General features: G+C 65.7%; 14 protein-coding genes and 2 pseudogenes. 8 read left to right on the plus strand and 8 right to left on the minus strand.

Features of this window, described 5'->3' with window-relative positions:
* Window positions 1-97: pseudogene (locus tag ACZ55U_RS37540) on the plus strand (transposase); the annotation flags it as partial.
* Between the two features lie 49 nt (window positions 98-146).
* The gene (locus ACZ55U_RS37545) at window positions 147-1,760 is read left to right on the plus strand and encodes a recombinase family protein (protein ID WP_465533860.1); all 1,614 of its coding nucleotides are present in this window, start codon (window positions 147-149) and stop codon (window positions 1,758-1,760) included.
* Window positions 1,761-1,967: 207 nt separating this feature from the next.
* On the opposite strand, the gene ACZ55U_RS37550 is transcribed toward ACZ55U_RS37545, so the two are convergent.
* The 4 genes from ACZ55U_RS37550 to ACZ55U_RS37565 all read right to left on the minus strand — a co-directional run bounded on the left by ACZ55U_RS37550 (window position 1,968) and on the right by ACZ55U_RS37565 (window position 4,915).
* A complete protein-coding gene (locus ACZ55U_RS37550) occupies window positions 1,968-3,407 on the minus strand; it encodes a replication initiator (RefSeq protein ID WP_465533862.1) in 1,440 nt (479 codons plus the stop codon).
* A 124-nt stretch (window positions 3,408-3,531) separates the two neighbouring features.
* Window positions 3,532-3,723 carry a hypothetical protein gene (locus ACZ55U_RS37555; RefSeq protein WP_465533864.1) on the minus strand — a complete coding sequence of 64 codons (192 nt, stop codon included), beginning with the start codon at window positions 3,721-3,723 and terminating at the stop codon, window positions 3,532-3,534.
* Between the two features lie 20 nt (window positions 3,724-3,743).
* Window positions 3,744-4,562 (minus strand): FtsK/SpoIIIE domain-containing protein, encoded by an 819-nt coding sequence (locus ACZ55U_RS37560; RefSeq protein ID WP_465533866.1) that lies wholly within the window; start codon window positions 4,560-4,562, stop codon window positions 3,744-3,746.
* Entirely contained in the window at window positions 4,562-4,915 is a 354-nt protein-coding gene (locus ACZ55U_RS37565; RefSeq protein WP_465533868.1) for an SCO3933 family regulatory protein, read from the minus strand. Before ACZ55U_RS37565 ends, ACZ55U_RS37560 begins: the two co-directional genes overlap by 1 nt.
* 241 nt (window positions 4,916-5,156) lie before the next feature.
* Between ACZ55U_RS37565 and ACZ55U_RS37570 the strand changes: the two genes are divergently transcribed.
* From ACZ55U_RS37570 to ACZ55U_RS37585, 4 genes and pseudogenes are all read left to right on the plus strand, one after another.
* Complete coding sequence (locus ACZ55U_RS37570) at window positions 5,157-5,945, plus strand: GntR family transcriptional regulator (protein ID WP_465533870.1); 789 nt, start codon at window positions 5,157-5,159, stop codon at window positions 5,943-5,945.
* A 480-nt stretch (window positions 5,946-6,425) separates the two neighbouring features.
* A complete protein-coding gene (locus ACZ55U_RS37575; RefSeq protein WP_465533872.1) occupies window positions 6,426-6,980 on the plus strand; it encodes a hypothetical protein in 555 nt (184 codons plus the stop codon).
* A gap of 12 nt (window positions 6,981-6,992) precedes the next feature.
* Window positions 6,993-7,892, plus strand: a pseudogene (locus tag ACZ55U_RS37580) (RNA-dependent RNA polymerase family protein); the annotation flags it as partial.
* A gap of 23 nt (window positions 7,893-7,915) precedes the next feature.
* Window positions 7,916-8,704: an SMODS-associated NUDIX domain-containing protein gene (locus tag ACZ55U_RS37585; protein WP_465533874.1), complete on the plus strand. Its 789-nt coding sequence runs from the start codon at window positions 7,916-7,918 to the stop codon at window positions 8,702-8,704.
* Between the two features lie 192 nt (window positions 8,705-8,896).
* Here ACZ55U_RS37585 and ACZ55U_RS37590 read toward each other — a convergent pair whose 3' ends face one another.
* From ACZ55U_RS37590 to ACZ55U_RS37605, 4 genes are all read right to left on the minus strand, one after another.
* A complete protein-coding gene (locus ACZ55U_RS37590; protein ID WP_465533876.1) occupies window positions 8,897-9,190 on the minus strand; it encodes a hypothetical protein in 294 nt (97 codons plus the stop codon).
* Between the two features lie 161 nt (window positions 9,191-9,351).
* Window positions 9,352-9,639, minus strand: a complete 288-nt coding sequence (locus ACZ55U_RS37595) for a hypothetical protein (protein ID WP_465533878.1) — start codon at window positions 9,637-9,639, stop codon at window positions 9,352-9,354.
* The gene (locus ACZ55U_RS37600) at window positions 9,636-9,953 is read right to left on the minus strand and encodes a hypothetical protein (protein ID WP_465533880.1); all 318 of its coding nucleotides are present in this window, start codon (window positions 9,951-9,953) and stop codon (window positions 9,636-9,638) included. The genes ACZ55U_RS37595 and ACZ55U_RS37600 overlap by 4 nt, the downstream gene beginning before the upstream one ends.
* Window positions 9,954-10,101: 148 nt before the next feature.
* On the minus strand, window positions 10,102-10,575 hold the full coding sequence (locus ACZ55U_RS37605) for an ATP-binding protein (protein WP_465533882.1): 474 nt from the start codon (window positions 10,573-10,575) through the stop codon (window positions 10,102-10,104).
* Between the two features lie 164 nt (window positions 10,576-10,739).
* Here ACZ55U_RS37605 and ACZ55U_RS37610 point away from each other — a divergent pair, with 164 nt between their 5' ends.
* Entirely contained in the window at window positions 10,740-12,011 is a 1,272-nt protein-coding gene (locus ACZ55U_RS37610) for a hypothetical protein (protein ID WP_465533884.1), read from the plus strand.
* A 25-nt stretch (window positions 12,012-12,036) separates the two neighbouring features.
* A complete protein-coding gene (locus tag ACZ55U_RS37615) occupies window positions 12,037-12,750 on the plus strand; it encodes a creatininase family protein (protein ID WP_465533886.1) in 714 nt (237 codons plus the stop codon).
* The last annotated feature ends 108 nt before the right edge of the window (window positions 12,751-12,858 follow it).

The raw sequence follows: 12,858 nt of genomic DNA on the forward strand, positions 1-12,858 counted from the left end.
ACAGGGCAGCATGATCCGCCGCTACATCATCTGGCGAAACAAGCATGCCGCCGATCAGCGGCTACGCGAAGTCGTCACCAGGGCAAACGTTGCCTAATGCGGCACTAGATAGAGGCAGTCCTAAAACCGTCGAGGGGGTCACCGACATGGCGAAGCGCACCCGTACGACACGCGCCGCGCAGCAGAAGGCGTACACGGTCGAGGCCGAGTGGACCGCTGCGGATCTGGAGCTGCTGGCGGACCTGATGAGAGCCGAGGCCGCCCTTCCGGCGGACGCGCCCCGGGCACTCCTCTCGGTCCGGCTGTCCGTGCTGACGGAAGACACCACCTCCCCCGTCCGCCAGGAGCTCGACCTCCGCCGCGAGGCCCTGAACCGGGGGTGCCGGGTGGTCGGCGTCGCCAGCGACCTGAACGTGTCCGCGACCAAGGTGCCCCCGTGGAAGAGGAAGCAGCTGGGCGACTGGCTGAACAACCGGGCGCCGGAGTTCGACGTGCTGCTCTTTTGGAAGCTCGACCGGTTCATCCGTCGACTGTCCGACCTGAACACGATGATCGACTGGGCGTTGAAGTACGGGAAGAACCTGGTCTCCAAGCACGACTCGATCGACCTGACCACGGTCGTCGGCAAGATCCTGGTGACGCTGATCGGCGGCATCGCGGAGATCGAGGCCACCAATACGAGCACGCGCGTCGCAAGCCTCTGGGACTACGCCAAGACCCAGTCCGCCTGGCTGGTCGGCAAGCCGGCCTTCGGATACACCACCGCCGAGGACGAGAACGGGAATGTCGTCCTTGTCATCGAGGCCGACGCGCACAAGGCCCTGCACTGGTGCCGCCGCATGGCCCGTCGGGGCGTCTCCGCCACCCGCATGGTCAAACTGCTCAAGCGCGCGGGTCTCGCCAGCGACGGCCTCACGGCCACGACCCTCCTCCGCCAGCTCCGCAACCCCGCCTTGATGGGCTACCGGGTAGAAGAGGAGAAGAAGGGCGGCGCCCGCCGGTCCAAGCTCGTCCTGGACAAGGCCGGGAAACCCATCAGGGTCGCGAAGGCCGTCTTCGCCGACGAGGAGTTCAACGAGCTCCAAGCGGATCTCGACAAGCGCAGCAAGAACCAGCCCCAACGCCGGCCCGGTGGTGCCACGAAGTTCCTCGGAGTCTTCTTCTGCGTCGACTGCGGGACGAACATGCTGGAGCAGCGGAACCGCGTCAAGGATCGGGTGTACGAGTACCTGCGGTGCCAGGGTTGCAAGGGCGGAGGCTTGGGCGCTCCCAACCCCGAGGTGATCAACGCCAAGCTCGTCCTCGACGTGCTGTCGGTCCTCGGCGATGAGCCCGTGCAGGTCCGCGAGTACGCATGGGGTGCGGAGGCACGCGCTCAGGTGGCGCAGCTTGAGGAGTCGATCGCCTACTACATGAAGGAACTGGAGCCCGGCGGCCGGTACGCCAAGACCCGGTTCACGCGCGAGCAGGCGGAGGAGACGCTGGACAAGCTGATCACCGAACTCGGGGAGATCGATCCCGAGACCACCGAAGACCGGTGGGTGAACGTGGCCAACGGGAAGACGTTCCGACAGCAGTGGGAGGACGGCGGCACCGAGGCCATGGCCGCGGACCTGCTGCGGGTGGGCATCCGCTGTGAAGTCACCCGAACCAAGGTCAAGGGTCAGCGGGTTCCCGCGATCAAGCTGCGGCTCATGATCCCCAAGGACTACCGCGACCGGCTGATCGTCAAGGAGGACGACTTCGCGAGCAAGCTCTGACGAGCGGCCGACCATGCGGAAGCCCCCGGTCGTCGAGGCCGGGGGCTGTCATCGCTCAGTGCTTGGCGGGGTCGTACGGCTCTTCGTGGCCCTCGTCGTCCACGATGACGATCTCACTCTCGATGATCGGGGCCAGGTTCTGCCGTAACGGGACCGGCCCTGCCACCCGAGGCTCGGCCGACGGTCGGAGAGCAGCGCGCTGGGCTGTCACCTTCTCCCCCGGTCTCGATCCGCCACCTTCGCCTCTTCACGGGCGACTTCCCTGTTGGGTGGCGAGGTCTTCGGCGATATCGCCGCGATCAGCGCTTCGGCCGGGGAGTGACCGACCCCGACGAAGCGCCAGACACCTTCGACCACCGTCTCGCTGTCACAGCCGCCGTACAAGCCCTGGGCGTGTTCCGCACGAGCGGCCCTGAGCTTCCCGTATGTAGTGGAGTAGGCCCGCGTCTTGGTGAGGCAGTGCCCCAGGAAGCCGAGCATGTGGGCCCAGGCTCGAAGGCGCAGGTGTTGCAGTTCGGGCAGGCCGCCGAGGCGCCAGGCGGTGGCGATGAGCGCGCGGACGTGCGGGCTGATCCGCAGTGCCTGCATCTCCGCCAGGGAATCGACGCGGCGGTCGACAGCGCCCGCAGCTTCCACGCTCTTGCTCGTGTACTTGGCTACGTAGGCGGCCACGGCGTCGTCCGTGATGCGTCCACCGTCCCCGTTGGTGAGCCGGTGCGCGTCCAGCTGAGTGCCGAAGCCGAGCCGTCCGCCGCAGTAGGCCGCCGAGTCGGGGCACGGGAGCGCCACGGCGGCAGCCGCCGAGCGGACAGCCTCCAGGAGAAGCTCCCCCGTCGCCCAGGCCGGAGGCGGGGTAGTAGGGCCACCGGGACCGTCGAGTCTGACGACGGCATGGAAGTGGACGGCGCCACGCTTCTGGTACTCGGCGACCTTGGCCGCGGAGACCCGGACCAGGGTGCGCACCTCTGACCGGCCGACGCCTGCCCGGGCGGCGAGGTGGTGGTACAGGTTGTCGCGGAAGGCCTTCCAGAGGGCCGGGGCCATGGCGTTCCACAGGACGTGCCCGGGGTAGTCGTAGCAGTCCGCCCAGAGCGGTTGCCCGACGAGCGGGTCAGCGACCGAATGGGTTCGACCGCAACCGCGCCGGCCCCCTTGCTCACCCCGTCGGCGCCGGGCTGGGTGGCAGCTGCCCGCCCGGTGGACCGGTCCGAAGGAGGGCGCGGTCAGGGTGACGAACAACCGCGGGTGCGTCCGCACCGTCTCCGGGACGCCTCTACCGCCGATGAGGCCGGAGCGGACCAGGTGGAAGGTGTCGCCGCTGTGCTCACGGGAGCAGGGCGCGCAGCTGGAGGCCCTGCGGTTGCGGCAGCGGACAGCGAGCCGGCCGCCGGGTTCGGTGGCGGTCGTGAAGTGCCGGAGCACTTCACCGGTCTCCGCGTCGAGGGTTGTGGTGTGCCCGGAGAGGTACACCGGTTCGGCGCAGCCACCGGTGGCGCGGATCTGCTCCAGCCAGCGGCCCAGGTCCGGCAGCTCGCCGAGGCGGACTAAGTCACGCTCTGTCGGGGGCGGTTGGCACAGCCGCGCCTCCCGGTCGAGGAAGGCGCGGCGTGCGGTGGGGTCGGTGTACGGGTTGGTGCTGACGGTCATGGCGGGTGTCTCCAGGCCCAGGGTTCGCCGGGCCCCGGCCGGGCCAGGCAGGCGGTGGCGCGGCCGGGGGCGGCAATGGGACGGGCGGGCTGGGTGGCTGGTCGGGTTGGCGCGGTGACGCCTCTCAGGTGGTGTGGGTGAGGCCTTGGACGATCCAGGTCACGGCGTAGACGGCGGTGTCGGCCCACCCGATGCGGTCGAGGTAGACACCGAGGGCGCCGGTCAGGACGACGTGCCAGACCTTGAGTTCGCCGGAGCGGACCAGGAGGAAGGTGACGAGGGCCAGGACGGCGGTCAGGATGAGGGCGGCGCCCATCAGAGGTGGACCCCTTCGCTCTACTCGTCCGGCACGTGGAGGCCGGGCCAGGCCGGCGCCAGCCGGGAGTACTTTCTGGCAGCGCGACGCGCCTGTTCAGGGGTGACGTGGACGGACCGGTCCCGAGCCCATCGGCCGTCGGCGTCCGCCGCGATGGCGACGCCCTGCTCGGCAACAGTGATCTGCTGAGCTGCGACCAAGGCGTCCTTGTCGAGGTCGCCGAGCGCCATCTCCGCCGTCCCGGCATCGTTCACCCGGTGGCAGACTCGACCGGCCAGGCGCGCGCGCAGGGCGGTCACCCCAGGCCCGAGGTCCGAGCCGACCCGTTGCCCCGCGATCACCAGGTGGACACCCAGGGCCGCACCGAGCTGGGCAAGCCGGAGCAGATTGGTGGAGATCTCCCCTACCTCCGCCTTGTCCTCTCTGGTCGCCGCCAGGTACAGCTCCGCGACCTCGTCCACGATGAGCACGACGGGCATCTTGCGGAGCTTCGCCGGCAGGTCCCAGATCGACCGGGCCCCGACCGAGCGGCACAGCTGCATCCGCGCTTCGGCCTCTGCGACCAACGCCACGAGCAGGTGCGCGGCTTCGGCCCGGGTGGCCAGCAACGCGACCCAGAGCAACTGAAGGACGACCACGGCCGTCCCCGTTCTCCAGCACCGCGTTCTGCGCCTCGACCTCCAGGTCGCGGGCTGACCCACGGTCTTGGTGGCGACGGTGGCGATGTGGTCGAAGAGCTGGGCCCCCTCGTCGTCCCGACCGAACGGGTCGACCTCTTCCGCCAGGTCCCCAAGCTCCCTCAGCAGGCCGCGCAGCCTCACGCGCGTCGCGCTGCTCATCAGGCGTCGCCGCCCTTGCGCGAGGCAGCCGAAGCGGCGACCGGAACGGGCGTGATGGCGTCGGCCCGGAATGACAGGCCGTGCCGGTCCCCCATCGCCCACGAGAAGGCGGTCAGGCCGGTCACGTGCACCCGCACGCCTTCGACCACGCCGACCGGTTCGCCGGACACGCTGATCTCGATGATCGAAGCCCGTCGGCCGTCCTGCCGGACCGCGACCCCGACTGTGTAGACCGTCTGCCCCTCCCGGTCCCTCCTCACCTCTCCGGTCTCGCGGTTCGCCACCCGCGCCTCGGGGGCAACGATGCAGGTCATCGTGCCGAGCTGGGTTCCGTCAACGGGAATGGACTGCATGAGCACACACCCCTCTGACATCAAAGGCCGCATGACGTCAGTCGTCAAACGTACTTACCTTTGACTCTTCCTTGACGCCTCGACGCAAGCAATTCATGCTTACGTTTAACGGCTAGCAACTGACGACAGACCTAGCGATGCCGCCCGACCAGGGCAAACGACCACAGACGAACCCTCGAAAACGACACGGCACACGCGAAGCGGGCCCGTTCCCCGGCGTCCGCACCAAGGGGTCAACACCATGGCGATCATTCGGAACGAGGCACTGCACAAGCAGGTGGCGGCAGCGATGCGACAGTCGATCGCCACCGGCGAATGGCCCCCCGGCACCCAGCTGCCCACCGAAACCGATCTCGCCGAGACCTACGGCGTCTCCCGCCCCACCGTCAGGCTCGCCGTCGCCGCCCTCCGCAGCGAGGGGCAGTTGGACGTGAAGCAAGGCCGCGGCACCTTCGTCCGCGCTGCCGTCCACGGCCCGAGCAGCAGCCTGGACCGAACCGTCACCGCCCAGGGCGACACCTTCTCGACGCCCATCGACGCCTGGTTCGACCACGCCGAGAAGCCCACGGTCTACCGCACCCGCACCGACGCCATCACCGCGCCGCTTCTGGAGATGGACCAGGACGAACTGATGCTCGGCTGCGACCGCCTGCTCGCCGACCCCACCGGCAACGGCCGCGCCCTCCACCGCCTCCTGCTCCCCATGGAACGCGTCGAGGCCACCCCGCTCGCTCAACACCCCACCGCCACCCCGGCCGAGGCCTACGCGGCGCTCGCCGCCGCCGGCCACGACCTCACCTGGCGCGAGCGGGTCAGCGCCCGGGTCCCCCAGCCCGACGAGCGCGAAGCCCTCCAACTCTCTGAAGCTGCCATCCTCCTGATCGCGTACCGCATCACCTGCGACCAGGCCACCGGCCTCCCCCTCATCCTCGAAGAGACCCGCCTCGGCGCCGAAACCACCGCCCTCACCTACGCCATCGACGCCCACAAACCCAAGCGCGCACCTCGCCCCGCCAAGGCCTCCCACTAGCCACTCCGAACACGCCGACGCCCCCACGTCCACACCGGGCGCGGGGGCTGTCGCAACTCTTCTTCACTTACTCAAGGGCGCGCACAGCGCGCCAGCGCGCGGCCCTGCCGCTCGCCGTCGCTCCTGTCTGCGCCCCGCTTCGGCGGCGGCCGGCCGCGCCCATCAGAACGTGCGGCCCAGAGAGCGCCGAGGGCCAGAACCCATCGTGGCCGGGGCCGGGCGGCTCCGCGGTTTTACCCACCTTCCCGGACCGGGACCCGCGTCGAGCAAGATCGGGGGGCCACTCGGCCAAACTGCGGTCAGGCCCCAAAGCCCTGACCGAGTCGCAGCAGCTTACGGCCCCCCGGCCATGCTCGACCCCACCCCAGGCAGGACACCGGCCAAAACCGCTCCGCCGCCCACTGCATGCCTTTAGGTCCTCGAGAGCCGGTACCCTGCTTCCCTATTAGTCCCCCTGCCGCCGATGACAAGGGCACGCAGATGATCGACGTCAGATTCCTTGACCTCGCACACCGCCGGCTTGTCAGTGGCGAGATTCGCAGGGAGATTCCGGACATAATAAACTTTGCAGACATAAACCGCATGTGGTTCATGATCCGACCCGCTCTATTGGAATTTCTTCAAGGCCCCTACCCCGGCCCCGATCAAATAGAGCTAGTAGAGCATCCAAAGAATCATATATCCGTCCGGCCGATAGCGAGATTCGGACTCCGCGATCGGCTCATATGGGATGCCCTCGGCCTTGAAATATCATCTACAGTAGACCGGGTAATTCCCGATAACATCTACAGCCATCGCGGAAATAGGCCATCATCCCATTCAGTTAGTTACTGGCTTAGAATGCGAAATAAGGCCAGGGGGATATTGCGAAGCGATGGCCGTCTGATTATGGCCAGAACCGATGTGGCGGCATTCTACGAAAACATCGACCATGAGATCATGGCCATGGACCTTATGAGCGCAGGGGTTCCACAGCACACGACCAATGCGGTGCGCTTCTTTCTCGAACGATATCAGCAACAGAGTAGAGCATGAGGCCTCCCTCAAGGCTCTGGCACATCTGGAGTGCTAGCAAATATCTACCTTCTACCTGTTGACGAGTTCATTCGCCAAAGCGGCACGCTGCACGTTCGATATTCTGACGACATGTATTTGTTCGATATTGACCACGACAAGCTGCGGGCAGCACTCCTCCACGCCAACCAGGCCATGCGGTCGCGCCGACTCTCGATGTCGGGACCGAAGACCGAAATTCTAGGACGAAAAGAATCGGAGAATTACCTCGATGATTCCCTGAAGGATGCAATTAGCTACATGCTAGGCCTCGGGAAGCCATGGGCGCGCAAAATGTTGCGAACGCTGTTCGCAGAGGCAGTCTCATCCAAACCGCCAAATGAGCGTGACATTAAATTTACACTACCGAGATTTAGAAGAAAGCGCGATGACGAAGCCTTGGCATGGGCGCTAGATAACCTGAAGGACCTTCATCACCTGTCCGATCAGCTAATGCGCTACTGTGAGGCATTCGAACCGAAGAAGAAGGATCTTTGCAGCGCGATCGAGGAACTAATTGAGACCGTCGACCTCTCGAGCTATCCGTATCTCGAGCGGAATATTTTTCAATCCTGCCTGAGGAGTCAGGTCTCATCGCCAATAATCAAGGAGCATGCCTGGAACGTGCTTCGAGACCAAAATCGGACGAACCTTCCGCGAGAATTTGCCGCCAGATATATAGGGCTAAACGGAAGTGCCGCCGACGGTCCACTATTGCGCCTTCAGTACGAGTGCGAATACCAGGACCCAGTTCGCAGGGCGCTACTGGTCAGTCTTTACGAGGCAGACTACCTTCCCCGCGGACTGCTTAACAACCTCTCAAAGTCAAGACTTGACATACGGTGGACAGCAGAGTATCTATTGCGCCTCCCTCAAATACCTGCACCTTCATAATCTGAGATAACTTGGAGGAATAATTGACTAAGATCATCTCATACGCCGCCGCCTGTGTCGCCCTGCTTTTGGGTGGATTCATCTTCCCAAACTCAACCGCAGGGGATATCTTCACGGGCGGCTTCCTTGCACTGCTCACCCCTCTCGGGATCCAAATTTTTGCCGGCCGGGTCCACCTGCGCCACTTCTGGTATTCACTGCGGTATTCGCGGCGGGAGGTAAGAATCTCTGCTGCCTACCTCTTTAGGATTAAAGTGGACGGCAAATACCTTCTCGTAAAGGGGGCTAGATTCCCTCAATATCAACCGGTCGGCGGAGTATTCAAGGTATCCGCCAAAGGTGCCGCATTTCTGCAGAGCCTCGAGGCTCGAGACGATGATCTAGTTGGTGTCGATAGCACAAGTGAAGCAGATCTAAGGATTCGAATCAAAGGGCGGAACCTTAGTAAGTTCTATGCCTGGTACGACGCCCGAGAAGGCCGAGAAGACGCACCCTGGCGCGAGTTTCACGAAGAGATCATAAAGCCTGGAATTGTCCCGCCAGCCGACTTCCCCTACATATTCCATAATTATACAGGGCGAGTTGTCGACAGGATTCGATTCAGCGAATATGCGGATTCGCTCGAAATTCTAATTGCAGATATCTATGAGCTGCTTCCGAACCCTTCCCAGGAAGCTCTACTGAGAGCAACCATGAATGAGTCTTCTGAGCTGTTCACGTGGGTAGACGAGGTTACGATTCAGCGTCGGGGGGCCGTACCTGGGCAACCACAGCAGCCGTACATTGCGGGACATTCCATAAAGATTCTCTGAGTGGCCATTGATTCTTCATCATTCGTCCCAGCTCATCCCTGGCGATACATCAATTGATCTTCAAGAAATCTGGTCATGTCTCAAAAGACCTGCTGAAGTTTAATGGCTTGCCTATAGTGGAATCAGATAGATACAAAAGACATAGGGCGATTGGCGGAGGCCTAGTGGTGACTCGTCCAGAAATTGCCTCATTCATCGCAACTCGCGCCGAGCGTAGGCGGCCAAGCAAAGAAGCTCTTCGAGACTCAGCCAACCTTCGGCGACACCTTCCAAGCGAACCACCGAGCCGCCTCTGGAATCAGTGTCAGCGATGGCCCGCAACTGTGCGCGCTCCACTCCGCACGTCGCAAGCAGGCTGTTCAGCTCGTCGGCTGCCCGCTTGGCGGCCCGCCAGCCAGCGGCGTAGTCCACCCCCGGCAGCCACACCCACGAGTCAGGGTCGAGGCTCGCCGCCAACTCCGCACCGAAGTCGTCGTCCCCGTCCAACTGTTCTTCAACTCCCCTGGTCAAGAACCGAACCGGCTATCCATGCGCTGGCATGCCGAGGAGCCCGATACCATCGGCATCGGGTTCCGACCCACCGGACCACCCCTCTCCCGCCAAGGTTCCGGGGTGGTCCGGCACGTCTTCAGTTGTCCCTGATCAGGTCAGGTGCGGTCCCGAGCCGGCTCCTCGCAGCCGAAGATCCGCCGGAACAGTTCCGCCTCGGTCAGGTCGAGTAGCGGGTCGTCAACGCCGGTCTTCTCCCGCCAGATCCGCCGCATGAGCAGCAACCGCTGCTCTTCGGTGAAGTCAGGCTCCGCGTACCACGCGATCGCATCGCGGTGCGCGGCTCGCCGGCTCGGCGAGACAGCCCGCACCGGCCAGGAGAACTGGCCGTCCAGTAGCCACCACATCGAAACCCGGTCCCGCCAGGTCCGCAGGTGCCGGATCACTGGGGCCTCCCGGGGCCGGCGGGGTACAGGCGGACCACGGTCGGGGTCAGGCCGACGAAGGCCAGGGCCCGCACCTCTCCGTGCGTCGCGAGCCGGCGCCCGATCTCCTGCTCCTCCGACGGCCCGAACAGCTCGGCGAAGTAGGCCTGCTGGTCCGGGCCGAGCGGAAGCGTCTCGACCGCGGCCAGGAGCGCGGCCATCGCCTCCGGCAGCTTCCCGAAGTGCTCGGGCTCCGCAACACCTCGAACTTCCAGGATCACCGGGAAGGGGTACGGGGAGAGCGTCTCCGGCGCATCGGGGACTTCAAGCGGCATCACTTCCCCGACACCTCCCCCGCGCGACGCGGGTGCCACCTGTGAACAGCGACCGTCTGCCCGTTCACGACGATGCTTCGGGTCAGCGCCTTGCTCAGCCCCGCGCCGCAGTAGTAGCAGCGAGCCGCCGTCCCGGACTCCCGCCTGCTCATTCCACACCGCCTTCCGGGCCCACCAGGGCCCAAACGATCTTTCCGATGCCTTCTGGTCGGGGCTCGAAACCCCATTCCCGGGACAGGGCCTCCACCAGGTACAGCCCGCGCCCGGAGACGTCGCTCAGGTCAGCGGCGCACCGGATCGTGGGCTTCTCGCTGCTCGCGTCGTGCACCTCGATCCGCAGGTGGTCGCACACCACCTCGAACCGGACGGCGATCTCACGCCCAGGCGAAACACGCGCGTGCGTCACCGCGTTGGCCACCAGTTCGCCGAGCACCAGCTGGGCGTCGTCCATGAGAGCCGGGCCGCCTGGGACGTTCTGAAGGAAGTCGCGCAGGTGGTTCCTGGCCACCGTGGCGGACCGCCTGTGCCGCGTGAGCCTCGCCTCGAACGCGGGTATCCCGGGGGCCGGCTTGTAGGGTTCGGAGCCGTCGGGGGGTTCTCCCGAACTGGTCACGTGCACCACCTCCCGATGCCCAAGTGGCGGCCCGAAACCCGGACGTTCCGGCCCTTTACTCCAGGCTGCCGGGAGGAGGTGCGGACTTCGTACCCAAGCTGGTTACCCAATGTGGGTAAACTCACAGTCAATCAACTTGCTTGCAGGGCTGCTGATCGACAGCGGGGGCAGTGGTGACCGAGGCTCGCGTACTGGACCGGCTCCCAGCGGGCCTGCTGTCCAACCCGGAGATGATCGCTGCGTGTCGAGCGCGGGACTTCGCCACCGTGTTCCGGCTGCTCAAGACGGCCGGGATCTACCCGTCGCTCATCGCCCGCGCCTGTGACATGACACCGAGCCGGGTCGGTGAGGTCATGTCCGGGAAGCGCAGGATCGAGAAGATCGATCTCATCGAGCGGATCGCCGACGGCCTTCACATCCCGGGCCAAATGCTCGGCCTGGCTTCTCGTTCATGGGAGCTGGAGACGCCGATCCGGCAGCCCCGCCGCCGCCAGCCGGAGCCGTCCGCCGACGGCCGGGGCCCCAACGCACCGATCGACCCTGAGCTCTTCGTGAGCCATCTGCGCGGTGCGATGCCCGGCCATTACAAAGCCGCGAACCTGCTCGGCTCCCGCCACGCACTCGACCCGGTGACGAGGCACGTCCGGCTACTCGACCACCTCCAGCAGATCGCCGGGGGCCGCGCCCGCGACGAACTGCTCGCAATCGGCGCGCGCACCGCGGAGTTCCTGGGCTGGCTGAACCAGGATCTCGGGGACTTCGACCGGGCCCTGTTCTGGTCGGACCGCGCCATGGAGTGGGCACAGGAGGCCGGCGACGACGTGATGGCCGCCTACGTGCTCTTCCGGAAGAGCAACCAGGCCACCGCCCAGCGGAACGCCCCGAAAGCCGTCAGCCTTGCCCGCGCGGCCCAACGGTCGGTCGGGGCCACTCACCGGATCCGGGCACTGGCGGCGCAGCAGGAAGCGCAGGGCCACGCGATGATGGGCAACCCTCGCTTCGCACAGGCGAAATTCGACGAGGCTCACGAGATCGCGGCCGCGCCGGACGACTCGCACGCCGACGACGCTCTTGATCTCGCCTACTGCACACCGACCTATATCGAGATGCAGCGCGCGAACTGTCTGATCGAACTCGGCGACCCGCACACGGCTGTGGGCATGTTCGAGGCGGAGCTCCGAGTTCTGCCGCCGGTCTACCGCAACGACCAGGGCGTCTACCTCTCCCGGCTGGCGCGGGCTTACGCGGTGTCCGGTGAACCCGAGCAGGCAGCCGCCGCAGCCGACCGTGCGCTGTCCATCGCCGTCGACACCGAGTCAGCGCGCGCAATGTCCGAACTGTCCGCCGCAGGCAAGGCCCTCCAGCGGTGGAGCGCCGTACCCCAAGTAGCCACGTTCACCCACCGCTTGGCACTGATGAGCAGCGGAAGCCCTCTCGACCGCTGAGGACCCGATGGGAGAGGCTGGGCCCATGGACGCACTGATCACGGCCGCCACCTCCGCAGACGAACGCCGGCGCGGCGCCAAGATCGCCGTGCTGCCGGTCGGCAGCTTCGAGCAACACGGCGATCATCTGCCCCTGACCACCGACACCGTCGTCGCCAGCCTGATCGCCCAGCGGATCGCCACCGACTACGACCTGTTCCTGCTACCGCCCATCACGCTGTCCTGCTCCCACGAGCACGCTCACATGCCGGGCACGGTCAGCATCAGCGCCGCCACGCTCTACGCCGTGATCAACGACATCTGGAAGTCCCTCCAGGCGTCCGGCGTCCCCGGCCTGCTGATCGTGAACGGGCACGGCGGGAACTACGTCCTCTCCAACGTGGTCCAGGAGGCCAACACCGAAGGCCCGCGCGTCGCTCTCTTCCCGGTCCGCGAGGACTGGCACCAGGCCCGCGAAGCCGCCGCCTTGGAGAGCAGCGGCGCCGAGGACATGCACGGCGGAGAGCTGGAGGTGTCCCTCCTCCTCCACGGCGCCCCCCACCTCGTCCGGAACGGCATCGGGGGCGACGACCACGACGCCCCGGAGCGCCCGCACCTCCTCACCCTGGGCATGGCCGGCTACACCCGGAACGGCATCATCGGCCGCCCATCGCTCGGCACCGCCGAGAAAGGCAAGGCTGTCCTGGACAGCCTGTCCAAGTCGGCCGCTGCGCACCTGTCACTCATTGGTGGAAGCTAACTCCTACGCGGAAGGCACTAGGGCGTGTTTCAGAAGTGGATCTTGCAGTAGGAGGATCGCGCGCGGTGCGGCGCGTCTACCTTTGCTGTTGAACCACTGCGGTGCCGC

This window comes from Kitasatospora sp. NPDC034533 (assembly GCF_055575155.1).

Excerpts from the sequence above, each read along its gene's own strand:
- ACZ55U_RS37600 (WP_465533880.1), bottom strand. The coding sequence starts at position 9,953 with ATGCCGCTTGAAGTCCCCGATGCGCCGGAGACGCTCTCCCCGTACCCC.
- ACZ55U_RS37565 (WP_465533868.1), bottom strand. The coding sequence starts at position 4,915 with ATGCAGTCCATTCCCGTTGACGGAACCCAGCTCGGCACGATGACCTGC.
- ACZ55U_RS37615 (WP_465533886.1), top strand. The coding sequence starts at position 12,037 with ATGGACGCACTGATCACGGCCGCCACCTCCGCAGACGAACGCCGGCGC.
- ACZ55U_RS37545 (WP_465533860.1), top strand. The coding sequence starts at position 147 with ATGGCGAAGCGCACCCGTACGACACGCGCCGCGCAGCAGAAGGCGTAC.
- ACZ55U_RS37570 (WP_465533870.1), top strand. The coding sequence starts at position 5,157 with ATGGCGATCATTCGGAACGAGGCACTGCACAAGCAGGTGGCGGCAGCG.
- ACZ55U_RS37560 (WP_465533866.1), bottom strand. The coding sequence starts at position 4,562 with ATGAGCAGCGCGACGCGCGTGAGGCTGCGCGGCCTGCTGAGGGAGCTT.
- ACZ55U_RS37550 (WP_465533862.1), bottom strand. The coding sequence starts at position 3,407 with ATGACCGTCAGCACCAACCCGTACACCGACCCCACCGCACGCCGCGCC.
- ACZ55U_RS37575 (WP_465533872.1), top strand. The coding sequence starts at position 6,426 with ATGATCGACGTCAGATTCCTTGACCTCGCACACCGCCGGCTTGTCAGT.
- ACZ55U_RS37555 (WP_465533864.1), bottom strand. The coding sequence starts at position 3,723 with ATGGGCGCCGCCCTCATCCTGACCGCCGTCCTGGCCCTCGTCACCTTC.